This is a genomic window from Pseudomonas sp. TH39(2020), assembly GCF_016650715.1.
In the GTDB taxonomy this organism is placed as follows: domain Bacteria; phylum Pseudomonadota; class Gammaproteobacteria; order Pseudomonadales; family Pseudomonadaceae; genus Aquipseudomonas; species Aquipseudomonas mandelii_C.
Genome location: NZ_JAEKFF010000007.1, coordinates 473135 through 488424, shown reverse-complemented (window position 1 = coordinate 488424; position 15290 = coordinate 473135). Strand labels below are relative to the sequence as shown.

The following is a 15290-nucleotide window of genomic DNA, read 5'->3' as shown; positions in this document are numbered from 1 at the left end:
GCCGGAAACGGACTGCGCTTTTTTTTCGTCTGGATATTGTTCGAGACAACTAAAAGTCCATAATGGACAAATTAGTTTACTTCCAGCTCCCGGAGCCGACCATGTCCAGTACGCCTTATGTGATTACCCAACCTCAGGCCCGTGAGCTGCTGGCGCAGGTCGACGTGCCGCAGATCCTGCGCAAACTGTTCCGCGACCTGGCCGCCGGGCAAGCTGTGCAACCGGCGCAGCAGCTAGTGGAGTTTCCACAGGGCGCTGGTGACTTCATCAACTACTTGGGCGTGCTGGCCGAAGACGGCGTTTACGGGGTCAAGACCTCGCCGTACATCGTGCGCGAACAAGGCCCGCTGGTGACCGCCTGGACGCTGCTGATGTCGATGCAGACCGGCCAGCCGTTGCTGCTCTGCGATGCCGGTGAACTGACCACAGCACGCACCGCCGCAACCACGGCAGTGGCGGTCGACGTCCTCGCCCCGCTGAAGGCCCGACGCTTGGCAATCATCGGCAGCGGCAAGGTCGCCCAGGCGCACTTGCACTACGTCAAAGGCCTGCGCGACTGGCAGAGTATCAGCCTCTACTCGCCGAGCCTGAGCGACAAAAATCCCGAAGTATTGGCACAGCTCAAAAGCCTCGATCCACGGCTGACCATCGTCGACAGTCGTGAAGCAGCGGTTCAAGACGCCGACGTGATCATGCTCTGCACCTCGTCCGCAGGCCCGGTGATCGACCCGTCAAGCTTGAGCAAACCGGCGCTGATCACCTCCATCAGCACCAACGCACCGCGTGCCCATGAAGTACCGCCGCAGAGCCTCAACGACATGCAAGTGTTCTGCGACTATCGTCTGACCACCCCGGGCTCGGCCGGCGAGATGCTGATTGCCGGTGAACAACATGGCTGGGATAAAAACGCGATCATCGGCGACCTGCCCGATCTGCTCAGCGAAAAAGTGCAGCGCCCTGGCTACGACCGTCATGTGTTCTTCCGCTCCATTGGTCTGGGCCTGGAAGACATCGCGCTGGCCAATGCCATCTACCGCCTAAAGCACTAACACCACAAAACCCTCCTACAAGGGATCACTACAAATTTGGCCTTTGCGCCCATCAGGAGACGTTCATGAGCCAGGCAGATTTCATCATCATCGGCGGCGGGATTGCCGGCGCTTCCACCGGTTTCTGGTTGTCGCAGCACGCCCGAGTGATCGTGCTCGAACGCGAATCCCATCCGGCTTACCACTCCACCGGACGTTCAGCTGCACTGTTCACCGCCGCATACGGCACACCGCAGGTTAGGGCGCTGACCCAGGCCAGCCGCGACTTCTTCGACGCGCCGCCGGCCGGTTTCTGCGAACACCCGCTGCTGACTCCGCGTGGCGAGATGACCGTGGACTTCACCGGTGACCCGGACGAGCTGAACAATCAATACCTGAGCGCCAAAGCCACAGTGCCGGAAATGCAGCTGCTCAGCGCCGACGAAGCCTTCGCGCGCCTGCCGATCCTGCGTCGGGAAAAAGTCCATGGTGCGATTTACGACCCGACCGCCAGCGACATCGACACCGATGCCTTGCACCAGGGCTACCTGCGCGGTATCCGACGCAACAAGGGCGAAGTTCATACCGACAGTGAAGTCACGAGCCTGACCCGGGACGACGAAGGTGTGTGGCACGTGCAAACCAACGGCCAGACCTTCAGCGCCCCGATCATCATCAACGCGGCTGGCGCCTGGGCCGACAAAATCGGTGAGCTGGCCGGTGCCAAGCCACTGGGCCTGCAACCCAAGCGCCGTGCGGCTTTCATCTTCGCCGGCCCCGAGGGCGTGGACATCCACCATTGGCCCATGCTTGTCAGCCTCGACGAATCCTTCTACATGAAGCCCGACGCCGGCATGTTCCTCGGCTCGCCCGCCAACGCCGACCCGGTGGAACCGCACGACGTGCAGCCCGAAGAGCTGGACATCGCAATGGGCATCTACCAGATCGAAGAAGCCACCACCCTGACCATCCGCCGTCCGACCCGCACCTGGGCCGGCTTGCGCAGTTTCGTGAGCGACGGGGATTTGCTGTCCGGTTTCGATCCGCAGGTGCCGGGGCTATTCTGGGTGGCGGCACAAGGCGGTTATGGCATCCAGACCTCGCCGGCCATGGGCCAGGCCAGCGCGGCACTGGTGCGCGGTGAAGCGTTGCCCGAGCAACTGACTCGCTTTGGTCTGAACCCCGGGATGCTCTCCCCCGCCCGACTGGGCTGACGTTCAGACGTCAGGTGACGTGTCGACACGATTGCGGCAAACTTCCAGCGCCCTTTTTTGACGGGGCGCTGATGCTGTCTGGAGCTCCACTTTATGAACGCCCAAGAACAAGAACCAGCCGGTGATGACTCTGCACTGAAGAGTTCGCCGCTGGACAATTTCCGCGCGATCGCCGACGCCATCGCCACGTTGTTCTTTCCTCACGCCGAGGTGGTGCTGCACGACCTGCGTACCCAGAAGGTCGACTACATCGCCAACAACCTGTCCAAACGGGAAATCGGTGACGACTCGGCGCTGGAGGACATGCTCAGCGACGATATCAGCGAACGAAACATCGGGCCGTACGAAAAGCTCAATTGGGATGGCCAGAAGATTCGCAGCCTGAGCAGCGTGCTGCGCGACAGCGAAGGTCATCCGCTGGCGGTGCTGTGCATTAATCTGAATATTTCGTTATTCGAAAATGCCAAGGCCGCTCTGGATCTGTTCCTGTCACCGAGCAAGTTGATTCCGCAGCCAGAATCACTGTTTCGCGATGACTGGCAGGAGCGCATCAACACCTTCCTCCACGCCTGGCTGCGCGAACGTCAGCTGAGCCTGAACCTGCTGACCCGTGACCATAAGCGCGAACTGGTGCTGGCACTGCACGCCGAAGGCGCCTTCAAAGGTAAAAGCGCCTCCAACTATGTAGCGAACGTGCTGAACATGGGGCGGGCAACGGTGTACAAACATTTGAAAGAACTGAAGGGCTGAGCAGCCATTCGCAAACGAGCCCGCACACAGATCTGTGTGCGGGCTCGTTTGTCAGGGAGGCCACTCTATTTTTCAGAGTGACCGCAACCCGTTACTCCAGCGCCGAAGCCGGCCCGAAGAATTCGTAACGACTTTGCTTCTCCGGCACACCCAACGCTTTCAGGTGACGCTTGACCGCCGCCATGAAGCCTTTAGGCCCCAGGAAGTAAGCGTCCAGATCGCGCTGCTGCGGCAACCACTCGCCCAGCTGCTCCTGGCTCAACAACCCAACCTTGTCCGCCGCCGGGCTCACGCCATCATCTTCGTCGTAGCAATAGAAGCGTTTGAGTTGCGGATGACGCTCGGCCAAGCCATCAATCCAGTCACGGAAGGCGTGAACGCTACCGTTGCGTGCGCAGTGGATAAAGTGCACCGGCCGCTCGGTCGCCAGCGCCGCTTCGAGCATCGCCAGAGTCGGAGTGATGCCGACGCCGCCGCTGATCAGCACCAACGGTTTGTCGCTGTCGGTCAGGGTGAATTCGCCCGATGGCGGGAACAACTGAATTTTTGCGCCAACATGCAGTTGATCGTGCAAATGGTTGGAGGCGCGGCCACCGGTTTCACGTTTGACGCTGATCCGGTACTGGCCCTTGTTGGCCAAGGCCGACAGCGAATAGTTACGACGAATCTCTTCGCCATCGAGAATCAGTTTCATGCCGATGTACTGGCCTGGCTCTGCCGCCAGAATCGGGCCTTTGTCCGCTGGTTCGAAGTAGAACGAGATAATTTCCGCGCTCTCCTCGACCTTGGCCACCACGATGAATTCCCGCGCCCCGCGCCAGCCGCCCGGTGCCTGTTCTTTCTGGTCGTAGATGCTGGTTTCGGCGCCGATCAGGATGTCGGCCAATTGACCGTAAGCAGCCCCCCAGGCGGCCATCACTTCAGGAGTGGCGATCTCATCGCCCAGCACTTCGGAGATGGCTCGCAGCAGGCAGGCGCCGACAATCGGGTAATGTTCCGGGAGGATTTGCAGGGCCACGTGCTTGTTGATGATCTTGGCCACCAGGTCACCCAACTGGTCGAGCTGGTCGATGTGCCGCGCATACATCAAGACACCGTTCGCCAGGGCACGCGGCTGGTCGCCGCTGGCCTGGTGGGCCTGGTTGAACAGCGGGCGGACTTCCGGGTACTCGGACAGCATCATGCGGTAGAAATGAGTGATCAATGCTTCGCCACCACTTTCCAGCAAGGGCACAGTGGATTTGACGATTGCACGGTCTTGAACGCTAAGCATAAGGCGACTCCTGATCTACTTGGATTGCTAACTGACTGCCTTGTACTTATCAGTTTTCGTGCCAGAAAATAAAACCTTAAAAATCAACATGTTAAATTCTTAATAGTCATATCGACACACACTGGCTTATAGTCATACCGACTACATGGAGTCACTATGACTGCAAAATCCCTGCTGACCGCCCTGCTGCCACTGGTCTCCGACCTGTCCCGCGAACTTCCCGAAGGCGAGCGCTATCGGCGCTTGCTCGAAGCCATGCGCGCCTTGCTCCCGTGCGACGCTGCCGCCCTGCTGCGACTTGATGGCGAATGGCTGGTGCCACTGGCCGTCGACGGGTTGAGCATCGACACTCTCGGCCGACGCTTCAAAGTCAGCGAACACCCGCGTTTCGAAGCGCTGCTCAGCAGCCACGGCCCGACCCGTTTCGCCGCCGACAGCGACTTGCCCGACCCTTACGACGGACTGGTCGATGGCCTCGATGAGCATCTGGAAGTCCACGACTGCATGGGTTGCCCGCTGTTTATCGACGAGCGTCCATGGGGGTTGCTGACCCTCGACGCACTCGATCCGGAGCGCTTCGAACCGATCGAACTGGACGCTCTGGAAGCTTTCGCCAGCCTCGCCGCCGCCACGGTCAACGCCGCCGAGCGCATCGAACGCCTGGCCAATCGTGTCGAAGACGAACATCAGCGTGCCGAGGTTTACCGACAAGCCAGCGGCCAGCAGAACCGCGAGATGATTGGCCAGAGCAAGGCCCACAAACGGCTGGTGGAAGAAATCAATCTGGTGGGCGGCAGCGATCTTACCGTGCTGATCACCGGCGAAACCGGGGTTGGTAAGGAACTGGTCGCCCAAGCCATCCACGCCGCATCGCCCCGGGCCGATAAGCCAATCATCAGCCTCAACTGCGCCGCGCTGCCGGAAACGCTGGTGGAGAGTGAATTGTTCGGCCATGTCCGCGGCGCCTTCACCGGCGCAATGAACGATCGGCGCGGCAAGTTCGAACTGGCCAATGGCGGCACGCTGTTTCTCGATGAAGTGGGTGAGCTGTCCCTGACCGTCCAGGCCAAATTGCTGCGAGTCCTGCAAAGCGGTCAGCTGCAGCGATTGGGGTCGGATAAAGAACATCAGGTGGACGTACGGCTGATCGCCGCGACCAATCGCGACCTGGCCGAGGAAGTGCGCAGCGGCCGCTACCGTGCCGACTTCTATCACCGCCTGAGCGTTTATCCGTTGCTGGTGCCAGCACTGCGTGATCGTGGGCGGGATGTGTTGCTGCTCAGCGGCTATTTTCTGGAGCAAAACCGCTCTCGCATGGGCCTCAACAGCCTGCGTCTGAACAGCGATGCGCAGGCTGCATTGCTGGCGTATGCATGGCCGGGCAATGTGCGGGAGCTGGAGCACTTGATTGGCCGCAGTGCCTTGAAGGCGCTGGGTAACTGCAAGGAGCGGCCGAAGATTCTCAGCTTGAGTGCGGCGGATCTGGATTTGCCCACTGGCAGCGTTGAGCTTGCAACCGAGCCAGCCCCTGTCAGCCCTGCTGCTTTGGTCTCGGGAGACTTGCGGGCCGCAACCGAGGATTATCAGCGTCGACTGATCAACGCCTGTCTGGAACGGCACCATAACAATTGGGCGAGTGCGGCGCGTGAGCTAGGCTTGGATCGGGCGAATCTTGGAAGGATGGCGAAGCGGTTGGGGATAAAGGATTAAGTGTGGCGGTTTCTGAATCCACCCCTCACCCCAGCCCTCTCCCCAGAGGGTAGAGGGCTGGGGTGAGGGGTGGATCCGACCACCAACCCATAACGACCCTAAAGCCCACCCCGTTCAGGTCGATAACCCGGCATCGATAGCTGTTGGCGATCCTCGCGATTGCCCATCACCTTTTTCTACAGAAGGTTTTTATGTCTTCAAACAAAGCCCGCGCAGATTCACTTTCGCTTCTGCTGTTTACCTTGCGCAGCGGCAAGCTGATGGCGATCAACCTGCTGAAAGTCAGTGAAATCATTCCCTGCCCGCCGCTGACCAAGCTGCCGGAGTCGCATCCCCACGTCAAAGGCATCGCCACCCTGCGCGGCGCATCGTTGTCGGTGATCGACCTCAGTCGTGCCATCGGCGAACGACCGCTGGAAGACCCGAACGGTGGCTGCCTGATCGTCACCGATGTCAGCCGCTCCAAGCAGGGTTTGCACGTTCAAGCGGTGAGCAAGATTGTCCACTGCCTGACTACCGACATCCGTCCGCCGCCCTTTGGCTCTGGCGGCGTGCGTTCGTACATCACTGGCGTGACCTCGGTCGACGGCACGTTGGTACAGGTGCTGGACATCGAAAAAGTGATCCATGGCATCGCCCCGGCGCAGATCGAAACGGCCCCGACCGAACTGAGCATGGAAGACGCCGAAGTACTCGGCAACGCTCGGATTCTGGTGGTCGATGACAGTCAGGTGGCGTTGCAGCAATCGGTTCACACCTTGCGCAACCTCGGCCTGCAATGCCACACCGCTCGCAGTGCCAAGGAAGCCATCGACTGCCTGCTGGACCTGCAAGGCACGGCCCAGCAGATCAACCTGATCGTCTCGGACATCGAAATGTCCGAAATGGACGGCTACGCCTTCACCCGTACCTTGCGTGAAACCCCGGACTTCTCGCACCTCTATGTGTTGCTCCACACTTCTTTGGACAGCGCGATGAACAGCGAAAAGGCCCGTCTTGCCGGCGCGAACGCGGTATTGACCAAGTTCTCCTCGCCAGAACTGACCAAGTGCCTGATCGAAGCAGCCAAGGCTGTCGCTGAACAAGGTCATTGAGTCTTGGCCAAGGACTTTTGCTTTCTGATGCGGCGCAACCTCGCTGAAGGTGTGCCTGCGATCACTTGGCCTCAGGGAATCGTCCTCAGCGAATACCGCCCCGATCTGGCTGAAGCCGTTCATCGTTTGATGGAATTGGGCTATCAGGAAGGTGGCGGTCGCGTGCCGGCACTGGACGTTTGGCAACAGCGTTTTGAAACCGATCCTGAATATGATCCGAGCCTGTGCTTCATCGCTCTGGACATCAAAGGTATCGTCGGCGTGTGCCAGTGCTGGACCAGCGCCTATATCAAGGACCTGGTGGTGCAACCACGGGCTCAGGGCCAAGGATTAGGACGCGCGTTGCTGCTACATGCTTTCAACATATTTCAGCAACGACGCGAAGGTTTTGTGGACTTGAAGGTGCTGGAAGACAACCTTCGGGCGCAGCGTTTGTATGAAAACGCCGGAATGCGTGTGATCCGCAGGGAACCTGTTCCGGCCTGACACACCGCCTTCGTGAGCAGGCTCGCTCCCACAATGGATCTTCGTCGTACACAAAATCTGTGTCATATGCAGAGCAAATGTGGGAGCGAGCCTGCTCGCGAAAGGGCCGACACATTCAACCTGAAACCATCAGGCATACTCCAACCTTGGCCAAAACACCCCCAAGGATGCCCGCCCCCATGAAAGCAGCAAGCCTGACCTTCCTCTGCCTCACCGCCCTCGCCTCCCAGGCTCACGCTTCCAGCCCCGACGCCTGGGCCGCTTACGACAAAGCCGTGCTCGCCAGTTGCACCCAGGCCAGCGGCCTGAAGAATGCCAAACCTGTCGGCAACGCCGCGCAGTTCGATGACCGGGTTGGCTACACCGCCCTTCTGTTGCAAGGCCAATACCCGCAAAAACACATGAAAGGCCAGCAAGGCACCGAACTGTGTCTCTATAACAAGAAAAGCAAAACCGCTTACGTCACCGAATGGGACTCCATCCGCCCCACCGCCAAGGCACAGTGACTGGCGCATAACTTGCTTCGACAGTGGCCTTTGCGGCGGCATTCTGTCGCCGTTTCATGTCCTTTTATGCGACTGGCCGTTCAATGAATACGACGTTTTCCTGCGTAGGTTGTGGCAAATGCTGCAACGACCACCACGTGCCCCTGACGCTGCCCGAAGCCCGGATGTGGGCGGCCGACGGCGGTCAGGTGATCGTGCTGGTGGAAGGTTTCCTGGGCAATGGCCTGGGCCTGCCAGTGCAGCAACGCGAACACGCCGAACGCCGTTCAGTGAAAGTCCGAAGCGGCGTATCCGAGGCGTATATAGCCATCACCTTTGCCGCCTACAACGTCGGTCCTTGCCGGAATCTTGACGAAGATAACCTCTGCCACATCTATGAACGCCGGCCGCTGGTGTGCCGCATCTATCCGATGGAAATCAATCCGCACATCCCCCTGAACATTGCCGTGAAGGAATGTCCTCCCGAGTCGTGGGAAAAAGGACCGGATCTGATTGTGGGGGGTGAATTGGTCGATCAGGAACTGGCCGGATTGATCCAGCGCTCCCGCCAGGCGGATCGCGATGACATTCGGACCAAGGATGCGATTTGCGCATTGCTGGGGATTCGGACTACAGCACTGAAGGGTGATGGCTTTACTGCTTATCTGCCGGACATGACGGCGTTTGCGAGGGCCATCGATCAGGTTGCGGCGAAGCCATTGGCTGAGTCAGGCACTGACTGGTTGTTTCATGTGTCGGGCGAGGACATTGCCGGGCAAGTGCAGGCGGCGGGTGCGCAAGTGGCGACAGATACGCCAGTGAACTATGCGTTTATTTCGTTGCGGGCAGCCTGAGACGCCAGTCTTCAGAACCACTGCGCAATCCCGTTGCGCAGTGATTCGTCGTCAAGAGGGTTAGCTGGCCGTCACCGCCAGACATTCCACTTCTACCCGCGCGTTCTCGACCAACTTGCCGGCAAACGTCGTACGTGCTGGCAAACGATCCGCCGCAAAGAAACTGCGATACACAGCACTCATGGCGGAAAAATCCCTTATGTCGGCAAGAATGACCGTGCATTTGGCCACTTGAGCCAGGGACGAACCGTTGCGTTGCAGCGCGGTACGCAAGTTCTCCATGGCCTGGGTCGTCTGCGGGCCGATGCCGCCCTTCACCAGTTCGCCATCAGCCCCGAGGCCGAGCATGCCGGAAAAGTAAATGGTCTCGCCTACCTGTACCGCATCGGAGAATGGCAGACCTTCCTCATTCGGAAAGTAGCGCGGTGAGTCTGGTGCTGCGGGTGGCAAATAACGCTGGGTAATCGCCTGGTACTGGCCATTTTGCTTAAGACGCTCAAGCGCCGCATTCAGGTTATCGCGCAGCAGGGTGTCGGTTTTTCGCACCGCCATCGCCACGCCACTGCCCAGCATGGGGTCCTTGAGCGCCGGACCGACAAAATCGAAACCTTGCCCCTGAGGCTGACTTAAAAGCGCCTGGGTGATTTCAATCGAGTCTTGCAGGGTCGCGTCGAGCTCACCCGCCAGCAGGCTGGCGACCAATTGATTGTTGAAATTGAAACTGCGCACCGTCACCCCGGCCGGGGCCCAACGGGACTTGGCGAACGCTTCGCGGCTGGTGCCTGCCAGGACGCCGACACGCTTGCCCTTGAGCGATTGCACATCCGGTTGAAGATTCGCCCCTTTGCGCGCCACCAGACGGCTGCTCAGGGGGTAAAGATTATCGGTGAAATCGACCCGTTCTCGACGCGCCGATGTTGCCGTCATCGGCATGATCACGTCGAAACGGTTGGCTTCAAGGGCATGAATGTTGGTCGCGTAATCCTGATCAACCCAGACACAGCGGGATTTGAGTTCGGCACACAGTGCATTGCCCAACTCGATATTCAATCCGACCAGCTCACCCTTGTCGTTACGGCTCTCGAACGGCGGAACCAGCGCTTCGACACCGAAACGGATCTGCGGATCGGGCGCAGGCGACATGCAGCCAGTGGTCAGGGCCACCAGCGACAGTAAAGAGAGGGTTTTTACCAGAGACATTTTGGAGGCCTACATCAAAAATTCACGGGCATGAATCTTCGACGAGTGGCCGCCGACTTTCCCAGAGGACGAATCGCTCATCCTTGTGGGAACTGTCTCAATGACAGGAAGAACAATTACCGGTCAACAAAACGCCTGACAGTCACCGTTTACCCATGGAGCGACGAGTGCCAGGAGGCGCCGCCCCCGGCGTCTTGGTGTGGCCATTCTTGGCGCCGTTCTTGTACCAGGGCTGGCTGGCGTTCTTCGCACCAGCCAACTCACCCGGTTTGAAAGGGAACTTGAACGCCGGGATCGCGGCCTTGGTTTCGCTGTCTGCGCTGGAGTCGACGCTGTCTGGCAGGTCTGCCTGGTCGTCGCTCAAAGCGTCGGCAACCGGCGGTTGTGTCGGGGAAGTCATGAAAGCTCCGGGTGATGCACATAGAGTCGGGCCCGGTCAGCGAGCCGCGAAAGGCGGCAGTATACCTGTGTCGGGAGCCGCAAGCTTCAAGCAGCAAGCGAGTCCGTCGGGTTTTGCATTGACTGACCTGACGCCTTCGCGAGCAGGCTCGCTCCCACAGGGAATCGGCACACGCCTTTCGCACCTCACCACTCAACAGGCCGAGCGTTAGCTCGCCTGCAGCTCTTGATCTTGATCCCCCCGCCCCTTCGGGAGGCTGAGTGGAGGTGTTCATCTGGGGGTGAGTCATACCGGGCGAAGACTTTTGGTTACTTTTTGTCGTTTGAAAAAGTGACTCGCCGTAAGGGCGAAACCCTAAGTAGCTGTTACCGCAGAAATGGATATGTACCTGGTCCACAAGAGCCTGGCCGGCTTCCAAACTGACAGCGCCGTCAGTTAGCAGTCACCTTCCTGACGGGCGAACAGGTTTATAAAGGAAGGTATAAACCTGAAAAAACTCCGACCACCCCAGCCCCGGCGCCCCACTCGCATGCGAATTCAGAAAAAACCCGCCCTGCTCGCAGCCCTTCTGATCGTTCTGGCAGCGCTGGGCCTGTGGTACGCCATCAAGCCCGCTACCCCCAAACTGACCGCGCCCTCTGCGATCCCCGTTCGGGTAGTGAACGTCGTCGAAAAAGACGTTCCCCGCTACGTCAGCGGCATCGGCTCGGTGCTGTCCCTGCACAGCGTTGTGGTGCGCCCGCAAATCGACGGCATCCTCACCAAAATTCTGGTTAAAGAAGGCCAACTGGTGAACAAAGGCGACCTGCTCGCCACCATCGACGACCGCTCGATCCGCGCCAGCCTCGATCAGGCCCGGGCGCAACTCGGCGAAAGCCAGGCGCAGCTGCAAGTCGCCCTGGTCAACCTCAAGCGCTACAAACTGCTGAGCGTCGACGACGGCGTTTCCAAACAGACCTACGACCAGCAACAAGCCCTGGTCAACCAACTCAAAGCCACCGCCCAAGGCAATCAAGCGTCAATCGACGCCGCTCAGGTGCAGCTTTCCTACACACAGATTCGCTCCCCGGTTACCGGCCGCGTCGGCATTCGTACAGTCGACGAAGGCAACTTCCTGCGCATGACCGACGCCCAAGGCCTGTTCACCGTGACGCAGATCGACCCGATCGCCGTCGAGTTTTCCCTGCCGCAGCAAATGCTGCCGACCCTGCAAGGCCTGATTGGCGACCCGCAACGCGCACAAGTGAAGGCCTACATCGGCGCCGACACCGATGGCGAAACCGGCAACCTGCTGGGCGAAGGCCACCTGACCCTGATCGACAACCAGATCAACGCCAACACCGGGACCATTCGCGCCAAAGCTGAATTCAACAACGCCGGGCAGGAACTCTGGCCGGGCCTGCTGGTGACGGTAAAAATTCAGACAGCGCTGGATAAAGATGCGCTGGTGGTCCCGCCCACCGTCGTACAGCGTGGCCTCGATCAACATTTTGTGTACCGGGTCAACGGTGACAAGGTCGAAACCGTCACCGTACAAATGGTCTATCAAGGCAGCGGTCAGGACATCATCAAAGGCGTTAAACCAGGCGATGTACTGGTCAGCGACGGCCAGTCGCGGCTCAAACCCGGCTCGACCGTGCAGGTGCTGACCGAGCCGCCGCAAGTGGTGCAATCGGAGCCGAAACCATGAAGGGCCATGGCTCGGTCTCTGCATGGTGTATCGACCATCCGGTTGCGACGATTCTGCTGACCTTTGCGTTGGTGCTGCTCGGTGTCATTGCCTTCCCACGCCTGCCCATCGCGCCATTGCCGGAAGCCGAATTCCCCACCATCCAGGTCGCCGCGCAATTGCCCGGCGCCAGCCCGGAAACCATGGCTTCGTCGGTGGCCACGCCGCTTGAAGTGCAATTCAGCGCCATCCCCGGCGTGACTCAGATGACGTCGAGTAGCGCCTTGGGCTCGACCAACCTGACCCTGCAATTCACCCTCGACAAAAGCATCGACACCGCCGCTCAGGAAGTTCAGGCAGCCATCAACACCGCCGCCGGCAAACTGCCCAAAGACATGCCGACCCTGCCGACGTGGCGGAAGGTCAACCCGGCCGACAGCCCGGTACTGATCCTCAGCGTCAACTCGACCCAAATGCCCGGCACCGAACTCAGCGACTTGGTGGAAACCTTACTCTCCCGTCAGATCAGTCAGATCGACGGTGTAGGCCAAATCAACATCACCGGCCAGCAACGTCCGGCGATCCGCGTACAGGCCTCGGCTGACAAACTGGCTGCCATCGGCCTGACGCTAGCGGACATTCGTCTGGCGATCCAGAGCACCAGCCTCAACCTGGCCAAAGGTGCGTTGTATGGCGAGTCGAGCATTTCGACGCTGTCGACCAACGACCAGTTGTTCCACCCTGAGGAATACAGCCAACTCATCGTTTCCTACAAGGACGGCGCCCCGGTTCACCTCAAGGATGTGGCCAAAGTCGTCAACGGTTCGGAAGATGCCTACGTGCAAGCCTGGGCCGGCGATAAGCCGGGGGTGAACCTGGTGATTTCCCGGCAACCGGGCGCCAACATCGTCGAAACCGTGGATCGCATCCAGGCCGCCTTGCCCGGCCTCGAAGCCATGCTGCCGGCTTCGGTGCAGGTCAAGGTGCTGGTCGACCGCACCCAAACCATCCGCGCCTCGCTGCACGAGGTGGAAGTCACCCTGCTGATCGCGATCATGCTGGTGGTGGCGGTGATGGCGCTGTTCCTGCGCCAATGGTCGGCGACCCTGATCGTGTCCGCCGTGCTGGGTGTTTCGCTAGTCGCCAGTTTCGCCCTGATGTACATCATGGGTTTCAGCCTGAACAACCTGACGCTGGTGGCGATCGTGGTGGCCGTGGGGTTTGTGGTCGACGATGCGATTGTGGTGGTGGAGAACATTCACCGTCACCTTGAAGCTGGCGACGGCATGCGCGAGGCGGCAATCAAAGGTGCCGGCGAGATCGGTTTCACCGTGGTCTCCATCAGCTTTTCGCTGGTGGCGGCGTTCATTCCGTTGCTGTTCATGGGCGGTGTGGTCGGGCGGCTGTTCAAGGAATTCGCCCTGACCGCCACTTCGACGATCATGATTTCGGTGGTGGTCTCGCTAACCTTGGCGCCGACGCTCGCCGCGCTGTTCATGCGTGCGCCGGTGCATCACGCCCACAGCAAACCTACGTTTGGCGAACGCTTGCTGGCAGGCTATGAAAAACTTCTACGTCGCGCCCTCGCCCACCAGAAGCTGATGATCGGCGTGTTCGGCCTGTCCCTCGGTCTGGCCATCGCGGGTTACATCTTTATCCCCAAAGGTTTCTTCCCGGTACAGGACACCGGTTTTGTCCTCGGCACCACCGAAGCCGCCGCCGATATTTCCTACGGCGACATGGTGAAAAAACACCTGGCGATGGCCGAAATCGTCGCGGCGGATCCGGCGGTCGCGGCGTTTTCCCACTCCGTGGGCGTCTCCGGCAGTAACCAGACCATCGCCAACGGCCGCTTCTGGATCTCCCTGAAAAAACGCGGCGACCGCGATGTCTCTGCCAGCCAGTTCATTGACCGGATTCGTCCGCAACTGATGAAAGTCCCGGGCATCGTGCTGTACCTGCGCGCCGGGCAGGACATCAACCTCAGCTCCGGCCCGAGCCGCGCCCAGTATCAATACGTGCTCAAGAGCAACGACGGTGCAGTCCTCAGCACCTGGACCCAGCGCCTCACGGAAAAACTGCGCAGTAACCCGGCGTTCCGTGACATTTCCAACGACCTGCAACTGGGCGGCAGCATCACCCACATCAGCATCGACCGCAGCGCCGCCGCGCGTTTTGGCCTGACCGCGAGTGATGTCGATGAAGCGCTGTACGACGCCTTCGGCCAGCGGCAGATCAACGAATTCCAGACTCAGATCAACCAGTACAACGTGATTCTGGAGCTGGACACCAAGCAGCGCGGCAAGGCCGAAAGCCTCAACTATTTCTACCTGCGCTCGCCCCTGAGCGGGGAAATGGTGCCGCTGTCGGCCTTGGCGAAATTCGACGCGCCAACGGTCGGCCCGCTGTCCATCGCCCATGACGGCATGTTCCCGGCTGCCAATTTGTCGTTCAACCTCGCGCCCGGTGTGGCGTTGGGCGATGCGGTGATCATGCTCAACCAGGCCAAGGCCGAAATCGGCATGCCGGCCGCCATGAGCGGCAACTTCCAGGGCGCGGCCCAGGCGTTCCAGAGTTCGCTGGCCAGTCAGCCATGGCTGATCCTGGCGGCGCTGGTCGCGGTGTACATCATTCTCGGCGTGCTTTACGAGAGCTTCGTCCATCCGTTGACCATCATCTCGACGCTGCCGTCGGCGGGGCTCGGTGCGGTGATCATGCTGTGGATTTGCGGGCAGGACTTTTCGATCATGGCGCTGATCGGGCTGGTGTTGCTGATCGGGATCGTGAAGAAGAACGGCATCCTGATGATCGACTTCGCCCTCGAAGCCCAACGCAAGGGCGGGCTGCCGCCGGAAGAGGCGATCTACCAGGCCTGTATCACCCGGTTCCGGCCGATCATCATGACCACCCTCGCCGCCCTGCTCGGCGCGTTGCCATTGATGCTCGGTTACGGAACCGGCGCCGAACTGCGCCAGCCCTTGGGGATCGCGGTCGTCGGCGGCTTGCTGGTGAGCCAGGCGCTGACGCTGTTCACCACTCCGGTCATATACTTGTGGCTTGAGCGGCTTTTCCATCGGCCCAAACCAGCACCGATACCGGCGTTGGCGACCACAGACTGAGGCGGGGT

Annotated in this window: 13 protein-coding genes; 10 read left to right on the top strand and 3 right to left on the bottom strand. The window is 60.0% G+C overall.

Features of this window, described 5'->3' with window-relative positions; all coding sequences use genetic code 11:
* Nucleotides 1–101: 101 nt before the first annotated feature.
* From JFU47_RS22670 to JFU47_RS22660, 3 genes are all read left to right on the top strand, one after another.
* A complete protein-coding gene (locus JFU47_RS22670; protein WP_201185810.1) occupies nucleotides 102–1049 on the top strand; it encodes an ornithine cyclodeaminase family protein in 948 nt (315 codons plus the stop codon).
* A gap of 65 nt (nucleotides 1050–1114) precedes the next feature.
* Nucleotides 1115–2242: an NAD(P)/FAD-dependent oxidoreductase gene (locus JFU47_RS22665; RefSeq protein WP_140892678.1), complete on the top strand. Its 1128-nt coding sequence runs from the start codon at nucleotides 1115–1117 to the stop codon at nucleotides 2240–2242.
* Nucleotides 2243–2335: 93 nt separating this feature from the next.
* Nucleotides 2336–2992 carry a helix-turn-helix transcriptional regulator gene (locus JFU47_RS22660; RefSeq protein WP_201185808.1) on the top strand — a complete coding sequence of 219 codons (657 nt, stop codon included), beginning with the start codon at nucleotides 2336–2338 and terminating at the stop codon, nucleotides 2990–2992.
* Nucleotides 2993–3083: 91 nt separating this feature from the next.
* Here the strand turns inward: JFU47_RS22660 and hmpA are convergent, their stop codons facing one another.
* Nucleotides 3084–4265 (bottom strand): NO-inducible flavohemoprotein, encoded by a 1182-nt coding sequence (hmpA, locus tag JFU47_RS22655; protein ID WP_140677817.1) that lies wholly within the window; start codon nucleotides 4263–4265, stop codon nucleotides 3084–3086.
* 156 nt (nucleotides 4266–4421) lie between these two features.
* Here hmpA and norR point away from each other — a divergent pair, with 156 nt between their 5' ends.
* The 5 genes from norR (at nucleotide 4422) to JFU47_RS22630 (ending at nucleotide 8894) form a co-directional block, all read left to right on the top strand.
* A complete protein-coding gene (gene norR, locus JFU47_RS22650) occupies nucleotides 4422–5975 on the top strand; it encodes a nitric oxide reductase transcriptional regulator NorR (protein WP_140677819.1) in 1554 nt (517 codons plus the stop codon).
* A gap of 191 nt (nucleotides 5976–6166) precedes the next feature.
* Nucleotides 6167–7069 carry a chemotaxis protein CheV gene (locus tag JFU47_RS22645; protein ID WP_008147551.1) on the top strand — a complete coding sequence of 301 codons (903 nt, stop codon included), beginning with the start codon at nucleotides 6167–6169 and terminating at the stop codon, nucleotides 7067–7069.
* 27 nt (nucleotides 7070–7096) lie between these two features.
* Complete coding sequence (locus tag JFU47_RS22640; protein WP_201185807.1) at nucleotides 7097–7555, top strand: GNAT family N-acetyltransferase; 459 nt, start codon at nucleotides 7097–7099, stop codon at nucleotides 7553–7555.
* Between the two features lie 179 nt (nucleotides 7556–7734).
* Nucleotides 7735–8061, top strand: coding sequence for a hypothetical protein (locus JFU47_RS22635; protein ID WP_201185805.1), 327 nt, complete (start codon nucleotides 7735–7737; stop codon nucleotides 8059–8061).
* Nucleotides 8062–8144: 83 nt separating this feature from the next.
* Complete coding sequence (locus JFU47_RS22630) at nucleotides 8145–8894, top strand: YkgJ family cysteine cluster protein (protein WP_201185803.1); 750 nt, start codon at nucleotides 8145–8147, stop codon at nucleotides 8892–8894.
* 60 nt (nucleotides 8895–8954) lie between these two features.
* On the opposite strand, the gene JFU47_RS22625 is transcribed toward JFU47_RS22630, so the two are convergent.
* Together JFU47_RS22625 and JFU47_RS22620 are read right to left on the bottom strand one after the other, a co-directional pair.
* Nucleotides 8955–10094 (bottom strand): transporter substrate-binding domain-containing protein, encoded by a 1140-nt coding sequence (locus JFU47_RS22625; protein ID WP_201185801.1) that lies wholly within the window; start codon nucleotides 10092–10094, stop codon nucleotides 8955–8957.
* A gap of 142 nt (nucleotides 10095–10236) precedes the next feature.
* Nucleotides 10237–10494, bottom strand: coding sequence for a hypothetical protein (locus JFU47_RS22620; protein ID WP_150654724.1), 258 nt, complete (start codon nucleotides 10492–10494; stop codon nucleotides 10237–10239).
* Nucleotides 10495–11023: 529 nt separating this feature from the next.
* Between JFU47_RS22620 and JFU47_RS22615 the strand changes: the two genes are divergently transcribed.
* On the top strand, nucleotides 11024–12184 hold the full coding sequence (locus tag JFU47_RS22615; protein ID WP_201185798.1) for an efflux RND transporter periplasmic adaptor subunit: 1161 nt from the start codon (nucleotides 11024–11026) through the stop codon (nucleotides 12182–12184).
* Nucleotides 12181–15282 (top strand): multidrug efflux RND transporter permease subunit, encoded by a 3102-nt coding sequence (locus JFU47_RS22610; protein WP_201185794.1) that lies wholly within the window; start codon nucleotides 12181–12183, stop codon nucleotides 15280–15282. The genes JFU47_RS22615 and JFU47_RS22610 overlap by 4 nt, the downstream gene beginning before the upstream one ends.
* The last annotated feature ends 8 nt before the right edge of the window (nucleotides 15283–15290 follow it).

What these genes read in the sequence shown, in the direction of transcription:
- JFU47_RS22670 (WP_201185810.1), top strand. Translation starts at nt 102, where the DNA reads ATGTCCAGTACGCCTTATGTGATTACCCAACCTCAGGCCCGTGAGCTG.
- JFU47_RS22665 (WP_140892678.1), top strand. Translation starts at nt 1,115, where the DNA reads ATGAGCCAGGCAGATTTCATCATCATCGGCGGCGGGATTGCCGGCGCT.
- JFU47_RS22660 (WP_201185808.1), top strand. Translation starts at nt 2,336, where the DNA reads ATGAACGCCCAAGAACAAGAACCAGCCGGTGATGACTCTGCACTGAAG.
- hmpA (WP_140677817.1), bottom strand. Translation starts at nt 4,265, where the DNA reads ATGCTTAGCGTTCAAGACCGTGCAATCGTCAAATCCACTGTGCCCTTG.
- norR (WP_140677819.1), top strand. Translation starts at nt 4,422, where the DNA reads ATGACTGCAAAATCCCTGCTGACCGCCCTGCTGCCACTGGTCTCCGAC.
- JFU47_RS22645 (WP_008147551.1), top strand. Translation starts at nt 6,167, where the DNA reads ATGTCTTCAAACAAAGCCCGCGCAGATTCACTTTCGCTTCTGCTGTTT.
- JFU47_RS22640 (WP_201185807.1), top strand. Translation starts at nt 7,097, where the DNA reads ATGCGGCGCAACCTCGCTGAAGGTGTGCCTGCGATCACTTGGCCTCAG.
- JFU47_RS22635 (WP_201185805.1), top strand. Translation starts at nt 7,735, where the DNA reads ATGAAAGCAGCAAGCCTGACCTTCCTCTGCCTCACCGCCCTCGCCTCC.
- JFU47_RS22630 (WP_201185803.1), top strand. Translation starts at nt 8,145, where the DNA reads ATGAATACGACGTTTTCCTGCGTAGGTTGTGGCAAATGCTGCAACGAC.
- JFU47_RS22625 (WP_201185801.1), bottom strand. Translation starts at nt 10,094, where the DNA reads ATGTCTCTGGTAAAAACCCTCTCTTTACTGTCGCTGGTGGCCCTGACC.
- JFU47_RS22620 (WP_150654724.1), bottom strand. Translation starts at nt 10,494, where the DNA reads ATGACTTCCCCGACACAACCGCCGGTTGCCGACGCTTTGAGCGACGAC.
- JFU47_RS22615 (WP_201185798.1), top strand. Translation starts at nt 11,024, where the DNA reads ATGCGAATTCAGAAAAAACCCGCCCTGCTCGCAGCCCTTCTGATCGTT.
- JFU47_RS22610 (WP_201185794.1), top strand. Translation starts at nt 12,181, where the DNA reads ATGAAGGGCCATGGCTCGGTCTCTGCATGGTGTATCGACCATCCGGTT.